Source organism: Streptomyces sp. NPDC002643, from assembly GCF_053592555.1.
Window position 1 is genome coordinate 1 of sequence record NZ_JBSFVY010000059.1, and the last position, 17,457, is coordinate 17,457.

Sequence of the window (17,457 nt, forward strand, 5' to 3'; positions counted from 1 at the left end):
GTGGCCCGACGCCGTGTACGACAAGGTCGGCAACATCCTCATCAGCAGGCTGGCCGGCGCCGACGTACGGCTCGTCCAGGCCGGCTTCGTGGCGCGGGGAACTGCGCGAGCAACCACATACAACCCGCACCCGCCAGCACACCCGTACCCCCGAGCTGTTGGGCGGCAGCCTCACGTGCCCTTCGTCAGGGTTGCCACCAGGATCGCCTTGATCGTGTGGAGACGGTTCTCGGCCTCGTCGAAGACGATCGAGTGAGAGGACTCGAAGACCTCGTCGGTGACTTCGAGGGAGTCGAGGCCGTGGAGTTCGTGGATCTCGCGGCCGACCTTGGTGCCGAGGTCGTGGAAGGCCGGGAGGCAGTGGAGGAACTTGACGTCGGGGTTGCCGGTGGCGTTGAGGACGTCCATGGTCACGGCGTACGGGGAGAGGGCGCCGATGCGCTCGTCCCAGACCTCCTTGGGCTCGCCCATCGACACCCAGACGTCCGTGGCGACGAAGTCGGCGCCCCGGACGCCCTCGTGGATGTGCTCGGTGAGCGTGATGCGGGCGCCGCTGACCTTGGCGAGCTTGTGGGCGTGGGTGACGACTTCCTCGGCGGGCCAGTAGGCCCGGGGGGCGACGATCCGGACGTCCATGCCGAGGAGGGCGCCGGTGACCAGGTAGGAGTTGCCCATGTTGAAGCGGGCGTCGCCGAGGTAGGCGAAGACCATCTCGTCGAGCGGCTTGGCGCAGTGCTCGGTCATGGTCATCACATCGGCGAGCATCTGGGTGGGGTGCCAGTCATCGGTGAGGCCGTTGTAGACGGGCACCCCGGCGTACGCGGCGAGTTCCTCGACGTTCTCCTGACTGTCCCCGCGGAACTCGATCGCGTCGAACATCCGGCCGAGTACGCGTGCCGTGTCCCGGACCGACTCCTTGTGCCCCATCTGTGAGCCGGAGGGGTCGAGATAGGTGGTGCGGGCGCCCTGGTCGGCCGCGGCGACCTCGAACGCGCAGCGGGTGCGGGTCGAGGTCTTCTCGAAGATCAGCGCGATGTTCCTGCCCAGGAGGTGCTGGGTCTCCGTCCCGGCCCTCTTCGCCGCCTTCAGTTCCACGGCCAGCTCGATCAACCCGCGGAACTCCTCCGCGGTGAAGTCCAGCTCCTTGAGGAAGTGGCGCCCGGCGAGGGCGTGGGGAACGGTCGCCATGGGGCGCTCCTGGGGTGAGTACGACAGAGAAACATCAACAACATCGAGAGACATCGCAAGAAGGTTTGGAAGTCTATACGATGTTCCACATTTCTATACGGACGGCCCCCTTCCCTGTGGATGGCTCTACACGGGCGATCTCTCCACCGGGCAGCTCATACAGCGGGGGCCGCCCCTCCCCCGGCCCAGTTCGCTGCCGGGGATCTCGATGACCTCGATGCCCTGCTTGCGCAGATGGGTGTTGGTGGTGGCGTTGCGTTCGTAGGCGACGACGACGCCGGGTTCGACGGCGAGGACGTTGCAGCCGTCGTCCCATTGTTCGCGTTCGGCGGCGTGGACGTCCTGGGTGGCGGTCAGGACGCGGATCTCGTTGAGGCCGAGGGCGGCGGCGATGGCGCGGTGCATGTGCTCCGGCGGATGGTCGGTGACCTTGAGTTCCTTCTCGCCGACGCCCGGCTCGATCGTGTACGAGCGGAGCATGCCGAGCCCGGCGTACTGGGTGAAGGTGTCGGCGCCGACCATGGTCATGACGGTGTCCAGATGCATGAAGGCCCGGCGTTTCGGCATGTCGAGGGCGACGATCGTCTGCGCGGAACCGGCGGCGAAGAGCTTGTGGGCGAGCATCTCGACGGCCTGGGGGGTGGTGCGCTCGCTCATGCCGATGAGGACCGCGCCGTTGCCGATGACCAGGACGTCACCGCCCTCGATGGTGGACGGGTAGTCGGCCTGCCCCTCCGACCAGATGTGGAAGGTCTCGGGCCGGAAGAGGGGGTGGTGTCGGTAGATCGCCTCGAAGTGGACCGTCTCGCGCCGGCGGGCCGGCCAGCGCATGGCGTTGATGGAGACCCCGTCGTAGATCCAGGCGGAGGTGTCGCGGGTGAAGAGGTGGTTGGGGAGGGGTTGGAGGAGGAAGTCGTCGAGTTCCATGACATGGAAGCGCACGGAGGCCGGTTCGGCGTGCGCGGCGAGGAACTCGCGCTTGGTCATGCCGCCGATCAGCGCCTCGACCAGTTCGGCGAGGGGCAGGGACTCGAAGGCGGCTCTGAGGTGGTCCGTGGCGAGCGGGCCGTACTCCTTCTCGTCGAAGACGCGGTCGAGGACGAGTTCCCGGGCCTCGGGAAGCCGCATGACATCGGTGAGGAGGTCGCCGAAGAGGTGGACGGCGACGCCCCGGTCGCGCAGGACGTCCGCGAAGCCGTCGTGCTCGGCGCGCGCCCGGCGCACCCAGAGCACATCGTCGAAGAGCAGCGCGTCCTTGTTGCTGGGCGTGAGCCTTTTGAGCTCTAGATCCGGCCGGTGAAGGATGACGCGGCGCAGCCGCCCGGCCTCGGAGTCGACATGGAAACCCATACCTTCATCCTGACCATTCGGGCGCGTGTTCACTCAGGCCGGCCCCGCGATGTCCGCGCCGGCCACCCGGGCCGACCTGCTTTTCTGCCGGGGGTCCGGGGGTTGCCCCCCGGGAAGACGCAGCACCCGCCGGTCGGCTGGATCGGAACCGCGACCGTTTCATTTCGTCCCCTTGACGATAAGCGGGCCGCTCTATTATCGTCTAAGTGACGTTAATCGGTGTTCGTGAGGGGGATCATCCATGGCCGACATCACCAGGCGGCTCGGCTGGCGGCATCTGCGGGGTGCGCCCACCGCGCACATCCGTCACCACCGTTCGGGACGGCTGGTGCACGACGGTCCGGGGCTGAGCTTCTGGTACCGGTCGCTGACCGCCGCGCTGTCGGAGATCCCGGTGGACGACCGGGAGTTGGCGATGACCTTTCACGCCCGTACGTCCGACTTCCAGGACGTGGCGGTGCAGGCGACGGTGACCTACCGGATCGACGATCCTGAGATCGCCGCCGCCCGCCTCGACTTCTCCATCGACCCCGACACGGGGGTGTGGCGGGGTGCGCCGCTGGAGCAGTTGTCGACGCTGCTGACGGAGACGGCCCAGCAGCACGCGCTGGACGTACTGGCCCGTACGTCGTTGTCGTCGGCCCTGGTCGACGGGGTCGCGGCGGTACGGCAACGGGTGGCGAGCGGGCTGGCCGCCGAGCCCCGGCTGCCGGCCACCGGGATCGAGATCGTCGCCGTACGCGTGGTCGCGCTGCGGCCCGAACCCGAGGTGGAGCGGGCGCTGCGGACGCCCGCTCGGGAGCAGATCCAGCAGGAGGCGGACCGGGCGACGTACGAACGCCGTGCCGTGGCCGTCGAGCGGGAACGGGCCATCGCCGAGAACGAGCTGGCCAGCCAGATCGAACTCGCCCGGCGCGAGGAGCAGTTGGTCGAACAGCGGGGGACGAACGCGCGCCGGGAGGCGGAGGAGAGGGCCGCGGCGGACGCCGTGAAGGCCGGGGCGGAGGCAGCGCGGACACTCCGGCTGACCGAGGCGGAGGCGGCACGGACCGTGAAGCTCGCCGAGGCGGAGGCGGCGCGGAGTGTGCGGCTGGCGGAGGCGGAGGCCACACGTAACGTCAAGCTCGCCGAGGCGGAGGCCGAGCGCGGTGTGCGGCTCGCCGAGGCGGAGGCCGAGCGGCGGACGCGGCTCTCGGAGGCGGAGGCTCGGGCCGAGCGGACGGTCGGGGCGGCGCGGGCCGAGGCTCAGGCGGCGTGGCTGCGGGTGCACGGGGAAGCGGACGCCGCGACCCTGCGCGCGCTCACCGCGACTCGGCTCGCGGAGAATCTGCCGCGCATCGAGAACCTGACGGTCTCCCCTGACGTGCTGACCGGTTTGCTGGCCAAGCTGGGCGGCACCGCGGCGGCGACCGGGGGCGGGGAAACGGCGTGAGTCTCGCGCCTCGGGTGGTGCTCGTTCATCGCACCAGCGAGTACGAGGAGTTGGTGGCCCGGCACAGTACGCACGGCCAGGCCGCCTTCTTCCTGCGGTCGCGGGGGCGGGACATCGAGGACGTGGCCGAGCGGCATCGGCGGGAGCGTGCCGCCCTGGCCGAGGTCGCCTCGTCGGTGCCGTTGACGTGGCGTCAGGCCCGGGTGGAGCGAGGTGACCTGGACCGGTTTCTGTTCGCGCCCGAGGACGTGGTGGTCGTGGTCGGGCAGGACGGGCTGGTGGCCAATGTCGCCAAGTACCTCGTCGGGCAGCCGGTGGTGGGGGTCGACGCCGATCCCGGGCGGAATCCGGGGGTGCTGGTACGGCATCGGCCCGGTCAGGCCGGGAAGTTGATGGCCTCCGCGGTGCGGGAGGGGTCCCGTGTCGATGAGTTGACGATGGTCGAGGCCGTCGCCGACGACACGCAGCGGCTGGTGGCGCTCAATGAGATCTACCTCGGGGCGGCGGGGCACCAGACCGCCCGGTACCGCCTGGGGCTCGACGGCGACAGGGGTGTCGTCGAGCCCCAGGCCTCGTCCGGGGTGCTGGTGGGGACCGGGACCGGGGCGAGCGGATGGATTCGGTCGGTGTGGCAGGAGCGGGCGAGCGAGCTGCCGCTGCCGGATCGCCGCGAGGCCCAACTGCTGTGGTTCGTACGGGAGGCATGGCCCTCGCCGGTCACGGGGACGTCACTGGTGGCCGGGCGCCTCACCGCTTCCGCCCACCTGACCCTGACCGTGGAGTCGGACCGGCTCATCGCCTTCGGGGACGGCATGGAGGGGGACGCGCTGGAGCTGACGTGGGGGCAGACCGTACGGGTGGGGGTGGCGGAGACACGGCTGCGGCTGATCGGCTGATTCGGGGGCGGCACCAGGTGGGGGGGGTGGGCGGGCGTGGGTTGGGCACCGCCGGGACGCACCATCGTGGCTGAGCGCCGTCGCGGCGGGTGCGAGTGGGCAGACCGACAGGGGGCGGGTGCGCGGCAGACACCCCGGCCGGGCAAGCCACCCACTGGCGTCGGGGGGGGCTCCGGCGGATGGGAGTGGGACGACAGACCCGGATGCCCGGCAGACACCCAGCCACCCGCTGCCGTCGGCCGGCTCCAGCGGATGGGAGTGGGGCGGCAGAGGCGGGTGCGGGGCAGGCACCTGGCGGGCCCGGTCACTCGCTGGTGGTGGTCGGGGCCGGTGGGGCCGCGCCCTTTCTGCGTTTGCGGTGGGTGTAGGTCTCCAGGGCCTGCCAGAGGTCTCGGCGGTCCATTTCCGGCCAGGGCTGGTCGGTGAAGTGGAGTTCGGCGTAGTGGGCGTGCCAGGGGAGGAAGTTGGAGATGCGGAGTTCGCCGCTGGTGCGCCAGAGGAGGTCCACGTCGGGCATGGCGTGGTACGGGAGGTGGGCCGCGAAGACGTGCTCGGAGATGTTGTTCGGGTCCAGTTCACCGGCCAGGGCCGCCCTGGCCAGGGAGGCGCCCGCCCGGGTCAGTTCCGCTCGGCCGCCGTAGTTGACGCACACGTTGAGGGTCAGGCCCGTGCGGTGGCGGGTGGCGTGCTGCTGGGCCCGGAGGACCTCCACCACGTCGTCCGGGAGGCCGTCGGGTGAACCCACCCAGCGCAGACGTACGTCGTGGTCGAGGAGTTCGCCATCGAGGAGTTCGGCGCGCATGATCGCGAAGAGTTTGGAGACCTCGGCCGGGGACCGCTTCCAGTTCTCCGTGGAGAAGGCGTAGACCGTGAGGTGGGGCAGGCCGATCTCCAGGGCACCCTGGACCACGTCCCGCAGGGCGACCGCCCCGGCGCGATGGCCCTCGTCACGTGGCAGGCCGAGGCCTGTGGCCCAGCGGCCGTTGCCGTCCATGACGATCGCCACGTGCTGGGGGAGGTGGGCGGGCGGTATCTCCGGGGGGCGGACGCCCTCGCTGTGGGGGCGGGGTGGGAGAGGTGGTTCGGCGATGCGGGAGGTGATGGCCGCAGGAGTGGGGTCGAGCGCGTTCGCGGGAACGGCGGTCGGTTCGTCGTGGTCGCGGTTCGCGTTCTCACGGCCCGCGTTCTCGCCGTTCGCGCCGGGATGCGTCGCGGGAGTCGTGGCTGTGGTCGCCGTCGGGGGGAGGGTCAGGCGCCAGACCACGGCCGACCTCGCCCTGGCCGGGGTCAGGATGCGCCACTCGGTGAGGCGGGGGACGCGGATGGGGCGGTGCAGGGCGGCGGAGCCGGAGCGGACGATGGCGTCCAGTTCGGCGGTGAAGAGGTCCACCGCGGTGTCCAGGACGATCGTGGGGCCGAGGGGCAGGGTGCCCCGGAGGGCTCGGCGGGATGCCTCCAGCCACTCCCTTGCCTGGTCCGTCAGATGAGTGATCAGTCGCTGGACGGCGGGGGTCCAGCGGCGGGCGCGCAGGTCCTCCGGGGTGACGTCGAAGCGGTCGAGTACCTCCTGGGGAATCCACAGGTCCTCGCCGTCGAGGTCGTCGACCAGGTCGCGGAGGGTGTCGGTGAGGTAGAGGCCCTCGACGAAACGGGTGAAGCCGGGGAGGTCGCGGAGGCGGACCGGGACCGGCAGTCCGCAGCGGACCAACATGCGCATCAGCTGTTCGGGCCAGCTGATGTTCTGGGCGTGGGCGCGTTCGCGCCACTCCTGCCAGGTGGCGACGCCCTTGCGGCCGTGGTCGCGCTGGACCGCGTCCAGGGCGGCGAGGAGGTCGCCGACGTCCAGGCCCCAGTGCCAGACCGAGTCGGTGAGGGCGAGGCGGATCGGGTCGTCGCTGGTGCCGGTGGTGAGGTCGGCCTCCAGGGCGGTGCGCCATTCGCTGAGGCGAAGGGCGCGCTCCTCGGGGGTTCCCTCGGTGGAGTCGAGGAGGTCGTCGGCGTGGGAGAAGGCCGCGTACAGGGCCCAGCAGGCGGGGCGGGCCGCCGGGGGCATCAACCGCATCAGGGCGTGCTCGGTGGGGCGGGTCGTGCGGACCAGGCGGCGGCATTCCTCGTAGGCGGCGGTGAGGGTGAGGCGGTCCCGGCCGGGGTGCGTGGTGGCGCGGCCTCGGCCGGGGGGTGTGGGGGTGCGGCGCAAGGGGATCTCCACGGGGCTTGAGTGAGACCGACTGGACCGATGTCACTCGAACGTGGAGTGCGGCCATGCCTGGTTGTGACCCTACAACCAGGGGTTTGGGCGGTTTGCAGGTGGGGCGGTTGTTGTGGGGGAGGGTGTACGACCGGTGCCGGGGCGAGGGTGCGGCAACCCGGCACCGGGGCTGGGCGGGGGGTGGGTTTCGTGGCAACCCGGTGCCGGGGTGGGGCGGGGGTGGGTTTCGCTTACCGGCGCTGACAGGGTGCCGCTCTCTTTGGGATGGGTGCCGCCCCAGCGGCACGATTGCCCGCAGCTAAGGCGACAATCGACCCAGCGGCGCGGCTGCCCGCAGCCACGACGGCCGGGTGGGCAGCCGGCCCAGCCGCGTGGCTGTCCTCGATGCGGGACCGGTTACAACCGGGGGTCCACCGGCTCTGATTCCAGTGCCAGTACCGCGAACACCGGCTCGTGGACTCGCCACAGGGGCTCGCCCTCGGTCAGGCGGGACAAGGCCTCCAGGCCGAGGACGTATTCGCGCATGGCCAGGGATCGTTTGTGGTTGAGGAAGCGGTTGCGGAGGCGGGTGAGGTTGTCGGGGCGGGTGTACTCCGGGCCGTAGATGATGCGGAGGTATTCGCGGCCACGGCACTTGATGCCGGGCTGGACCAGGCGGCCCTCCGTGCTGCGCGCGACCGCCTCCACCGGTTTGACGACCATGCCCTCGCCGCCCCTGCCCGTCATCTCCAGCCACCAGTCGACGCCCGCCCGGACCGAGTCCTCGTCGGTCGTGTCGACGAACAGCCGGCGGGTGGTCTGCAGCAGCGTGCCGGTGTCGTGCTCGACCAGGCGGTCGATCAGCGTCAACTGCTCGTCGTGCGGCAGTGCGGCCAGGCTGCGGCCCTGGACGGCGAGGATCTGGAACGGTGCCAGCCGGACCCCGTCCAGGCCCTCCGTCGGCCAGCAGTAGCGGCGGTACGCGTCCGTGAACGCGGCGGCGTCGGCGGACCGCTCGCGCTGGCGGGACAGGAGGTCCCCCACGTCGATACCCCGGGCCGCCGCGCTCTCCAGGGCCGCGAGCGCACCCGGGAACACCGCGCCGGAGGCGGCGCCCACCGCCGCGTACTGACTGCGCAGCAGACCGGATGCCTTCAGCGACCACGGCATCAGCTCGGCGTCCAGCAGGACCCAGTCGGTGTCCAGTTCGGTCCAGAGGCCTGCCGCCGTCATCGCCTCGTGGACGCGGCCGAGGATCTCCTCCGTCCGCGCCTCGTCGTCGAAGAACGGGCGGCCCGTGCGGGTGTAGAGGGAGCCGGTCGGGCCGTCCACCCCGAAGTGTGCGCGGGCGGCGTCCGCGTCGCGGCAGACCAGGGCCACCGCCCGCGAGCCCATGTGCTTCTCCTCGCACACGACCCGCGCGATGCCGTCCGCCGCGTACTGGGCGAACGCCTCCGCCGGGTGCTCCAAGTAGTGCTCATCAGCGGCTCCGCCGCGGGCCTCAATGTGCGAGGTGGCTGTCGGGGCCATGGTCGGGGGCAGGTACGGCAGCAGGCGCGGGTCGATGGCGAAGCGGCTCATGACCTCCAGGGCAGCCGCCGCATTCTCCTCGCGGACGGAGACGCGGCCATGGCCGTCGTACCGGGTCTCGACGATCCGGCGGCCGTGTACGTCGGCGAGGTCCAGCGGACGGCCCTCGTGGCCGCCGGGGGCCTCGGAGGCGAGCGGCTTGGTGGGCTCGTACCAGACCTTCTCGGCGGGTACGTCGACCAGTTCGCGCTCCGGCCAGCGCAGCGCGGTGAGCCTGCCGCCGAAGACGGCGCCCGTGTCCAGGCAGATGGTGTTGTTCAGCCAGGTGGCGGTGGGCACGGGCGTGTGGCCGTAGACCACCGCCGCGCGGCCCCGGTAGTCCTCCGCCCACGGGTAACGCACCGGCAGCCCGAACTCGTCGGTCTCGCCGGTGGTGTCGCCGTACAGGGCGTGCGAACGCACCCGCCCCGAGGTGCGGCCGTGGTACTTCTCCGGCAGGCCCGCGTGGCAGACGACCAGTCGGCCGCCGTCGAGGACGTAGTGGCTGACGAGGCCGTCGATGAACTCCCGTACCCGCTTCGTGAACTCCTCGCTCTCGCCCTCCATCTGCGCGATGGTCTCGGCGAGGCCATGGGTGTGCTGGACCTTGCGGCCCTTGAGGTAACGGCCGTACTTGTTCTCGTGGTTGCCGGGGACGCAGAGAGCGTTGCCGGAGCCGACCATGGACATGACGCGGCGCAGTACGCCGGGGCTGTCGGGGCCCCGGTCGACGAGGTCGCCGACGAAGACCGCCGTACGGCCCTCCGGGTGCACGCCGTCGGCATAACCCAACTTGCCGAGCAGCGACTCCAGTTCGGACGCGCAGCCGTGGATGTCGCCGATGATGTCGAAGGGGCCGGTGAGGTGGGTGAGGTCGTTGAAGCGCTTCTCGGTGACGACGGTGGCGTTCTCGATGTCCGCCACCCCGCGCAGGATGTGCACCTTGCGGAAGCCCTCGCGCTCCAGGTGGCGCAGGGAGCGGCGGAGTTCGCGGGTGTGGCGCTGGATGACGCGGCGGGGCATGTCGGCGCGGTCGGTGCGGGACGCGTTGCGCTCGGCGCACACCTCCTCGGGGACGTCGAGGACGATGGCGATCGGCAGGACGTCGTGCCGCTTGGCCAGGTCGATCAGCTGTCTGCGGGACTCCTGCTGGACGCTGGTCGCGTCGACGACCGTACGGCGGCCCGCCGCGAGGCGCTTGCCCGCGATGTAGTGGAGCACGTCGAAGGCGTCCTTCGTGGCGCTCTGGTCGTTCTCGTCGTCCGAGACCAGGCCGCGGCAGAAGTCGGAGGAGATGACCTCGGTGGGCTTGAAGTGGCGTCGGGCGAAGGTCGACTTTCCGGAGCCGGAGGCGCCGATCAGCACGACGAGGGAGAGGTCGGTGACGGGGAGGACGCGCCCCTTGACACCGGTTGCCCCGCTGTCGTTCGTGGCCTCGCTCATGCTGCCTCCGCCTCCTTGCCGTTCTTCTCGTTCGTGGTCCCGAGCTGGAAGATCGCCATCTGGGTGGGCGGGCCCACCTCCGGGTCGTCTGGGCCTACGGGTGCGAACTCGACGTCGTAGCCGTGCCGTTCGGCGACCCTGGCCGCCCAGGTGCGGAACTCCTGCCTCGTCCATTCGAAGCGGTGGTCGCCGTGGCGGGCGTGGCCGGCGGGGAGGGTCTCCCAGCGGACGTTGTACTCGACGTTCGGGGTGGTGACGAGGACCGTGCGGGGGCGGGCCGCGCCGAAGACCGCGTACTCCAGGGCGGGCAGCCGGGGCAGGTCGAGGTGCTCGATGACCTCGGAGAGCACGGCGGCGTCGTAGCCCTTGAGACGCTTGTCGGTGTACGCGAGCGAACTCTGGAAGAGCTGGACGCGGGAGGCCTGGCGCTCGCCCATGCGGTCCAGCTTGAGGCGGCGGGAGGCGATGGTGAGGGCACGCATGGACACATCAGTGCCGACGATCTCGGTGAAGCTCACGTCCTTGAGCAGCGCCTGCACCAACTGGCCCTGGCCGCAGCCGAGGTCGAGGACGCGGGCGGCGCCGGACGCCTTGAGGGCGGCGACGATCGCGTCCCGGCGCAGCACGGCGAGCGGCGTCGGCTTCCCCTCGGCCCGAGACTCCCTCTCGGCCTCCGACTCCTGCTCGTTCGCGCCCTCGCCCTCGCCCTCCTCGACCGCGTTGTCGCCCTCCTCCACCGCGTTGTCGATCTCCTCGACCTCGCTGTCGTCGGTCTCGGCGAGGCGTACGAGTTCCAGGCGCTCCATGGCCTGCCGGGTCAGCGACCAGCGGCGGGAGAGGTAGCGGCTGGTGATCAGCCTGTGCTCGGGGTGGGCCGGGAGCCAGCCCTCGCCCGCCCTCAGCAGCTTGTCGACCTCGTCGGACGCCACCCAGTAGTGCTTGGCGTCGTCGAGGACCGGCAGCAGGACGTACAGATGGCGCAGCGCCTCGGCCAGCGTCAGCGCCTCCGACTCCAGGACCAGGCGTACGTAGCGGGAGTCGCCCCACTCCGGGAACGCGGTGTCCAGCGGTACGGGTTCCGCGGTGACCGTCCAGCCGAGCGGTTCGAAGAGCTTGACGACGAGGGCGGGGCCGCCGCGGGCCGGGAGTGCCGGTATCTCGATCCGCAGGGGGCGGGGCCGGGCCGGGGCGTCGGGCAGGGCCTTGCAGCGGCCGTTGATGGCGCTGGAGAAGACGCTGCTCAGCGCGACGGCGAGCAGGGAGGAGGCCGCGTAGGGGCGGTCGTTGACGTACTGGGCGAGCGCGGCGTCGGGGGCGCCGCCGCGTCCCTTGCCCTTGCCGCGCCGGACCAGTGCCACCGCGTCCACCTCCAGCAGCAGCGCGGCCGTGCACCGCTCGTCGCCCGCCTCGGGGTAGAGGACGTGCGCCGTGCCGTAGGAGGTGGAGAACGCCTGCGCGTTGTCGGGATGCTTGTGCAGCAGATAGCCGAGTTCGGTCGCGGGGCGCTCTGGGGTACCGGTGGTACTGATCGTCAGGAACACGGTGGGTTTGCCTCCGATGCCTGTGTGGGTGCCCAACGTACAGCGGGGACTCAGGGCGCACTCAGGGATTTTCCGGCACCGGATCACGGCAGTTCGGTCACCCTGTCCGTGCCGGGCGGGGCGACCGGGCTGTGGGCGGTGGGGCAGTCGGTGAGGGCGGTGAGGGCAGTGACGTCGCCGACCGTGTTCGGCCTCGGTGACGTACTGGAGGAGTTGCGCGGTGGCGGTGCGCCCGACGTCGTGGGCGGGCCGGTGGACGGTGGTGAGGGCGGGGTTGACGAGTGAGGCGGCGCGGATGTCGTCGAAGCCGACGGCCGACACGTCGTCCGGCACCGACAGCCCCGACTCGCGGAGTGCGGTGAGGGCGCCGAACGCCATCGGGTCGTTGCCGGCGAAGACGGCGGTGAAGTCGAAGCGGCCCTCGTCGAGCAGTCGGGCGACCAGGTGGTAGGCGGAGCCCTCCGTGAAGTCGCCCTCCCGTTCGATGACTTCGCCGCCGGATGCCTCGGCGAAGTGGGCGCGGGCGGCACCGCCGCGCAGGTCGCGCGGGCCGGTGAGCAGCGGGGCCCGGCGGTGGCCGAGCGCCCGCAGACGCCCGCCGACCGGCCGGCCGCCCGCCTCATGGTCGGTGCACCCGCCGCCCCTCCGGCGCCACCCGCACGACCACCCGGCCGACACCGGCCTACGAAAGCTGCGACTGCACCTGCGCCGAGATCAGCTCCAGGTGATCCAGGTCGTCCAGGTCGAGGACCTGGAGATAGACCCGCCGGCAGCCGATCGCCTGATAGCGGCCGATCTTGTCCACGACCTCGTCCGGCGATCCGGCGAGGCCGTTGGCCTTGAGATCGTCGACCTCGCGGCCGATCGCGGCGGCCCGGCGGGCGACCTCGGCGTCGTCCTTGCCGACACAGACGACCAGCGCGTTCGAGTACACCAGGTCATCGGCCTTGCGCCCGGCCTCCTCTGCGGCCTTGCGCACCCGCCCGAACTGCCGCTCGCTGTCCTCGATCGAGGCGAACGGCATATTGAACTCGTCGGCGTACCGCCCGGCCAGCCGCGGTGTGCGGCTCGCCCCGTGGCCGCCGATGAGCACCGGCACCTTCGCCTGCGCCGGCTTCGGCAGCGCGGGCGAGTCGGTGAGCTGGTAGAAGTCGCCCTCGTACGAGAAGGTCTTGCCGGTCTCGGTGGCCCACAGGCCGGTGACGATGGCCAGTTGCTCCTCAAGGCGGGCGAACTTCTCCTTGGGGAACGGGATGCCGTACGCCTTGTGCTCCTCCTCGAACCAGCCCGCGCCGAGGCCCAGTTCGACCCGGCCGCCGGACATCTGGTCGACCTGGGCGACCTGGATGGCGAGGACGCCGGGCAGACGGAAGGTGCCCGCGGTCATCAGGGTGCCGAGGCGGATGCGCTTGGTCTCGCGGGCGAGTCCGGCCAGGGTGATCCAGGCGTCGGTGGGGCCGGGCAGACCGTCGACGGAGCCCATGCGGAGGTAGTGGTCGGAGCGGAAGAAGGCGTCGAAGCCCAGGTCCTCGGTGGCCTTGGCGACGGTGAGCAGAGTGTCGTAGGACGCCCCCTGCTGGGGCTCGGTGAAGATACGGAGATCCATGCCCCCATCCTGCACGCTCGCTGTGCGCGCGCCTCGGTCAACCCCGCCCGCGCGGCCGGTCCCGGCGATCCCCTGGCGGGTGAAAAACCGTCAATCCGGTGCATGGGACGGGGTTCGGCCAGTGACCGGCCGGAACGGGGATCGTTGCTCGGGAGGAGCCGGACCGCCCGGCACCCGTCGCCGGCGGCGCCGCCGGGGCGCTCTCATCACGTGCCCCCTCGTGGGGCGAGGGCCGAGGAGGCCGTCACATGTCCCAGGAAGCCGTGCCGGAGCAGGCCACCGTGCCTGCGCAGCCCAAGGGTCTGCTCCAGCAGATGGAGGAGTTGATGGCTGCCCTGAACGCGGACCTGTCCCAGCTCGACGCGGACCTCTCGGCACCGCGGCCGACCCCGGCGGAGGGCCCCGAGCCCGTGCTCTGACCTCCCCCACCCCGACCCACCAACGCCCGGCCACGCCTTTCCGGCCGGGCGTTCGCCATGCACTGGGGTACCTCGCCGGGGCATCCCCCCGTTCATTTTTCTAAGGGAGTTGCACAAGGCTGTGAACTGGGCATCTCCCTTGTATGGCCGGGGCGTTGAGGGCTGAGCGGGTGTGGGTGGAGACGTTCACGGGGCTGCGGGTGACGCAGTTTTCGGGTCTGTTGAAGGTGGTGCGGGAACGGGGCGGCAACGGCACCTTGCGGGGTCGGCCAGCGGCTCGGCCCGCTGCTGGCGCTTGAGCCCGTCTCCGGCACGGCCGATGCGGCGGAGAGGCTGTGGATCGTGGACGGCACCCTGGTCCCGGTCCGCGACCGGAACGTCGGCTCATCGTCACGCGACTACCGGTTCTCGGCGAACGTGCAGGTCATAGGCGATGCCGACACCCGCCTTGTGACCGCCGCCGCCCGCCCGGTTCCGGGCACCACCGCGGACGCGCACGCCTGGCGGGCCTCCGGACTGAGCCAACACTGCCAGGGCGTGACCGTCCTGGGCGACGGTGCCTACCTCAACTGCCCACAACACCACGATCACGACCCTGACCTGCCCGAACACGACCTTGTGCAACACCCTTTAGCAAGGTTCACCGCCCCCATCCCATCCCATCCCATCCCTCCCGTCCCGGCTCTCAGAGGCAGCCGGCCGTCGCCGGACGGCTCAGCCCGCTGCCGCGTCCTTCTCCGAGAGGACCTTCTCCCTCGCGGCCAACCGCCGCAGCATCTCCAGGACTCGGTCGCGGGCCTCGTCGGCCGCGTCGATGGCCTCCATGCACTGCCAGTACGTCGCCTGGTCTCCGGCCGCGCTGGCGAGACCGACCAGGGCTATGCCGACCTCGCCGAGGAGGCTGCCGAGGCGAATGAGGGAGTCATGGGCATCGCCCAGCTCGGTCAGTCGGGCCGCGCGTAATTCGCCCACGCCGAGTGGCGGGGCGCCGAGTATGCCGCAGCCGCTGCCGGCCAACTCGGTCAACCCCAGTGCCTCGCCCCGCAGTTCGGGCGGGCCCGAGACGGCGAGGCGGCTGCCGATCGCCTGGGCGAGGGCGTACGCCTGCCACGCCTCGCCCATGATCTGAGGTCCCTCGACACTGCTAGCCAATGCACGTCTGCTCGCCAAGATGAGCCGCACCGCATCCATGCGCTGCCCCCGACTGTTCCGACGCGCTCTCACACGTCCGCCCGAACTCTTGTCTGTTCATTACCCACAGTGAGGGAGAGTGATACAGAAAGCCAGTGGAAGCCTGAAATCTGTGGATAACAAATCGACTGTGGACAACTTTTCAACTCCGGAGAGTGACGAGTCACATCTCGTCGGCCGTCCCCTCGCCCCCCTTCCTCCGCGCCGGGAATCTCCGTTCGTTGCGGTCGATCTTCGCATCCAGCGCTGACAACGGGTCGATGCCGAGCACCTGGCAGAGCTGGAGCAAGTAGGCGAGCACATCGGCGACTTCGTCCGTGACTCGGTGGGCGGTGTCGGGGTCGGACATCACCCGGGCCGACTCGTCCGGCGTCAACCACTGGAAGATCTCGACGAGTTCGGAGGCCTCGACGCTCAGGGCGGAGACGAGGTTCTTGGGGGTGTGGTACGGCTGCCAGTCCCGGGCGGCGGCGAACTCCGCGAGCCGGCGCTGCAGGACCGCCACATCCAGCCCGTCGGCCCGGCCCCCGGTCGGGGCGGGGGTCGGCTCTTCGGCCCGGCCGCCTGTCGGACCCTCGGCCCGGCCGCCTGTCGGACCTTCGGCCCGGCCCCCGGCCACGCCCTCGGTCGGGTCCCCGGTACGGCCCTCGTTCGGCCCTTCGCTCGGTTCAGGATCTTTCACGGTCCAGGTTTACCACCGTCACACCCGGCACCCCGACGGCCGGGGACGCGTCGCTCACCGCGCCCACCAGCCGGATGTGACCGCGCTCGCACATCCCGGCGGCCAGGCGGATCAACTCCCGTGTCTGGCGCGGGTCGAGACAGCGGTCGAAGCCGTCGGCCAGGACCGTGAGGGTCTGCATCGCCGCCGGGACCTCCGCGACCGGGTCGACCTCCAGGACCCCGGACCCGGTGCAGAGCACGAGGGCCAGCGCGAGATACCTCAACTCCCCATCGCCCAGCAGCCCGAGGTCCGTACGGACCCCGTCGCCCCGGTCCAGCACCGCCCGCACCACCCCGTCCGGCAGCGGCTCGGTCAGCAGATCGGCCACCGAGCCCGCACAGCCGTCGCGTACCGCCGCGACCAGCCGCGCATGGCGTCGGCCGCACTCCGTACGCGTACGCCCGAGGACATCGGCGAGGTTGTCGCAGCCGGGCAGCAGTCGTCCGGAGCCGAGGGGGACGGCCTCGCGCATCCGGGCCGGGCCGGGGTCGCAGACGAAGACCGAGCGCAGGGCCACGACCATCTGCTCGGCGGCGGCCAGCACCCGTCGCTGACCGTCGGTCCTGCCCGCGACACGCAGGGGGAGCAGGGCCGTGCCGAGCCGGTCGTCGGGCAGCGGGCCACGGGTGACCGGGGTCGAACCGGCCGTGTGCCAGGCGGCCTGGACATAGGGGCGGCCCGGGTTCACCAGCGCCGTTTCGAGCAGGATCTGCCCGGCGGCCGTCAACCGCTCGCCGACGACACGGAGTTCGGGATCGGCCTGTACGGCGACATCGAGGCGGACGGGTCCCTCGGGGCCGTCGGTCGTGCAGCCGATGCGGAAGCCGCGTCGCCGCTGGGCGTCGGGGCGCGCTCGCTCCGGCACACAGCTCCCCGGATCGGGGAACGCCTCACCGACGAGCGCGCCCCCGCCGAGCCGTGCCAACGCCTCGTACGCCCGAAGCGCCGTCGACTTGCCACTGCCGCTGCGCCCCGCGAGCAGGGTCACCGGACCCAGCGGAAGGACGACACCGCGATGCCCGGCGAAGGCCGACAACCGCAACTCGACGACACCGGGCCGGCCCAGCGCCGGGAACGGGGACCGGGCCGGGGAGGGCGACGAGGCCGGGACCGGGAAGGGCGACGAGGTCCGGGCCGGGGAGGCTGCTGACGGGGGCTGGGCGGAGGAGGGTGACGGCGACAGGGATGACACGGTCATATGCGGACGATAAGAGTCCGCCCGACCGCCAAACCGTTCCGCCCCCGCGCCCTTCCTACGATCGAGGGAGCGCCCTCGCCGCCCCGCACGCCCCGGCCCTCAGGGCCCGCCCCGGCATCCCGGAAGTCCCGGCCCTCAAGGCCGGCCCCTGAACCCGGAGTCCCGGCCCTCGGGGCTCGCCTCTACACCCCCGGAATCCCGGCCCCCTCCATCAGCCCCCGCACCTCGGTTCCCGGAGGTGTGAGCAGGAACACGTTCCGGTCGACTCGGTGCATTCCGCTGGCCAGGCCGAAGACCACGCCCGTACTGAAGTCGAGGACGCGCTTGGCCACGTCGGTCTCGGCGCCGGAGAGGTCGAGGAGGACCGGGATGCCCGCCATCAGGGTCTCGGCGACCTCGCGGGCGTCGGCGAAGACATTGACGCGGAGGACCACGAAACGCCGCCTGGCCTCGGTCTCCGCCTCAGGTATGGAGCGGTGGTCCACCGCGGACGGCCAAGCGTCCCGGCCCCGCAGCGGCACGACCTGAGCGAGCCCCTCCCACTGTTCGTCGGTGACATCGTGGCTGCTCACCCTGCTCACCGGCCTCCCCCCTGGCTCGCAACTACTGACTGCATCGGCCAATTCTTACGCATGGTCACCCGTTCGGCCCAACAGCGACACGGACCGCGACACCTTCACCCAGGGGACAACGGCCGGAACGCGCCCTCACA

General features: G+C 71.3%; 13 protein-coding genes and 1 pseudogene. 4 read left to right on the forward strand and 10 right to left on the reverse strand.

Annotated features, from left to right (window positions below; all coding sequences use genetic code 11):
• Nucleotides 1-171: 171 nt before the first annotated feature.
• Both argF and ACWD4G_RS43915 read right to left on the reverse strand, forming a co-directional pair.
• Nucleotides 172-1,188 carry an ornithine carbamoyltransferase gene (gene argF, locus ACWD4G_RS43910; RefSeq protein WP_451304050.1) on the reverse strand — a complete coding sequence of 339 codons (1,017 nt, stop codon included), beginning with the start codon at nt 1,186-1,188 and terminating at the stop codon, nt 172-174.
• Nucleotides 1,189-1,314: 126 nt separating this feature from the next.
• A complete protein-coding gene (locus ACWD4G_RS43915; protein ID WP_451304052.1) occupies nt 1,315-2,538 on the reverse strand; it encodes an arginine deiminase in 1,224 nt (407 codons plus the stop codon).
• A 241-nt stretch (nt 2,539-2,779) separates the two neighbouring features.
• Here ACWD4G_RS43915 and ACWD4G_RS43920 point away from each other — a divergent pair, with 241 nt between their 5' ends.
• Together ACWD4G_RS43920 and ACWD4G_RS43925 are read left to right on the forward strand one after the other, a co-directional pair.
• Nucleotides 2,780-3,970 carry an SPFH domain-containing protein gene (locus tag ACWD4G_RS43920; protein ID WP_451304054.1) on the forward strand — a complete coding sequence of 397 codons (1,191 nt, stop codon included), beginning with the start codon at nt 2,780-2,782 and terminating at the stop codon, nt 3,968-3,970.
• Entirely contained in the window at nt 3,967-4,866 is a 900-nt protein-coding gene (locus ACWD4G_RS43925; RefSeq protein WP_451304056.1) for a hypothetical protein, read from the forward strand. Before ACWD4G_RS43920 ends, ACWD4G_RS43925 begins: the two co-directional genes overlap by 4 nt.
• Before the next feature lie 304 nt (nt 4,867-5,170).
• Here ACWD4G_RS43925 and uppS read toward each other — a convergent pair whose 3' ends face one another.
• From uppS to ACWD4G_RS43945, 4 genes are all read right to left on the reverse strand, one after another.
• Nucleotides 5,171-6,928: a polyprenyl diphosphate synthase gene (gene uppS / locus ACWD4G_RS43930; RefSeq protein WP_451304094.1), complete on the reverse strand. Its 1,758-nt coding sequence runs from the start codon at nt 6,926-6,928 to the stop codon at nt 5,171-5,173.
• 543 nt (nt 6,929-7,471) lie between these two features.
• The gene (locus ACWD4G_RS43935) at nt 7,472-10,066 is read right to left on the reverse strand and encodes a polynucleotide kinase-phosphatase (RefSeq protein WP_451304058.1); all 2,595 of its coding nucleotides are present in this window, start codon (nt 10,064-10,066) and stop codon (nt 7,472-7,474) included.
• Nucleotides 10,063-12,285 carry a 3' terminal RNA ribose 2'-O-methyltransferase Hen1 gene (locus ACWD4G_RS43940; protein ID WP_451304060.1) on the reverse strand — a complete coding sequence of 741 codons (2,223 nt, stop codon included), beginning with the start codon at nt 12,283-12,285 and terminating at the stop codon, nt 10,063-10,065. Before ACWD4G_RS43940 ends, ACWD4G_RS43935 begins: the two co-directional genes overlap by 4 nt.
• A 4-nt stretch (nt 12,286-12,289) precedes the next feature.
• Nucleotides 12,290-13,213, reverse strand: a complete 924-nt coding sequence (locus ACWD4G_RS43945) for an LLM class F420-dependent oxidoreductase (RefSeq protein WP_451304062.1) — start codon at nt 13,211-13,213, stop codon at nt 12,290-12,292.
• 248 nt (nt 13,214-13,461) lie between these two features.
• On the opposite strand from ACWD4G_RS43945, the gene ACWD4G_RS43950 reads away from it, so the two are divergent.
• Nucleotides 13,462-13,632, forward strand: a complete 171-nt coding sequence (locus tag ACWD4G_RS43950) for a hypothetical protein (protein ID WP_451304064.1) — start codon at nt 13,462-13,464, stop codon at nt 13,630-13,632.
• A gap of 143 nt (nt 13,633-13,775) precedes the next feature.
• Nucleotides 13,776-14,202, forward strand: a pseudogene (locus ACWD4G_RS43955) (IS5/IS1182 family transposase); the annotation flags it as partial.
• Between the two features lie 144 nt (nt 14,203-14,346).
• On the opposite strand, the gene ACWD4G_RS43960 reads toward ACWD4G_RS43955, so the two are convergent.
• The 4 genes from ACWD4G_RS43960 to ACWD4G_RS43975 all read right to left on the reverse strand — a co-directional run bounded on the left by ACWD4G_RS43960 (nt 14,347) and on the right by ACWD4G_RS43975 (nt 17,317).
• Nucleotides 14,347-14,823, reverse strand: a complete 477-nt coding sequence (locus ACWD4G_RS43960; protein ID WP_451304066.1) for a DUF6099 family protein — start codon at nt 14,821-14,823, stop codon at nt 14,347-14,349.
• A 163-nt stretch (nt 14,824-14,986) separates the two neighbouring features.
• Nucleotides 14,987-15,328, reverse strand: a complete 342-nt coding sequence (locus tag ACWD4G_RS43965) for a nucleotide pyrophosphohydrolase (RefSeq protein WP_451304096.1) — start codon at nt 15,326-15,328, stop codon at nt 14,987-14,989.
• Nucleotides 15,329-15,491: 163 nt separating this feature from the next.
• Nucleotides 15,492-16,745, reverse strand: coding sequence for an AAA family ATPase (locus ACWD4G_RS43970; protein WP_451304068.1), 1,254 nt, complete (start codon nt 16,743-16,745; stop codon nt 15,492-15,494).
• Between the two features lie 182 nt (nt 16,746-16,927).
• Nucleotides 16,928-17,317 carry a cell division protein SepF gene (locus tag ACWD4G_RS43975; RefSeq protein ID WP_451304070.1) on the reverse strand — a complete coding sequence of 130 codons (390 nt, stop codon included), beginning with the start codon at nt 17,315-17,317 and terminating at the stop codon, nt 16,928-16,930.
• Nucleotides 17,318-17,457 lie beyond the last annotated feature (140 nt).

Excerpts from the sequence above, each read along its gene's own strand:
- ACWD4G_RS43945 (WP_451304062.1), bottom strand. The coding sequence starts at position 13,213 with ATGGATCTCCGTATCTTCACCGAGCCCCAGCAGGGGGCGTCCTACGAC.
- uppS (WP_451304094.1), bottom strand. The coding sequence starts at position 6,928 with ATGCGGTTGATGCCCCCGGCGGCCCGCCCCGCCTGCTGGGCCCTGTAC.
- ACWD4G_RS43920 (WP_451304054.1), top strand. The coding sequence starts at position 2,780 with ATGGCCGACATCACCAGGCGGCTCGGCTGGCGGCATCTGCGGGGTGCG.
- ACWD4G_RS43915 (WP_451304052.1), bottom strand. The coding sequence starts at position 2,538 with ATGGGTTTCCATGTCGACTCCGAGGCCGGGCGGCTGCGCCGCGTCATC.
- ACWD4G_RS43960 (WP_451304066.1), bottom strand. The coding sequence starts at position 14,823 with ATGGATGCGGTGCGGCTCATCTTGGCGAGCAGACGTGCATTGGCTAGC.
- ACWD4G_RS43970 (WP_451304068.1), bottom strand. The coding sequence starts at position 16,745 with ATGACCGTGTCATCCCTGTCGCCGTCACCCTCCTCCGCCCAGCCCCCG.
- ACWD4G_RS43950 (WP_451304064.1), top strand. The coding sequence starts at position 13,462 with ATGTCCCAGGAAGCCGTGCCGGAGCAGGCCACCGTGCCTGCGCAGCCC.
- ACWD4G_RS43935 (WP_451304058.1), bottom strand. The coding sequence starts at position 10,066 with ATGAGCGAGGCCACGAACGACAGCGGGGCAACCGGTGTCAAGGGGCGC.
- argF (WP_451304050.1), bottom strand. The coding sequence starts at position 1,188 with ATGGCGACCGTTCCCCACGCCCTCGCCGGGCGCCACTTCCTCAAGGAG.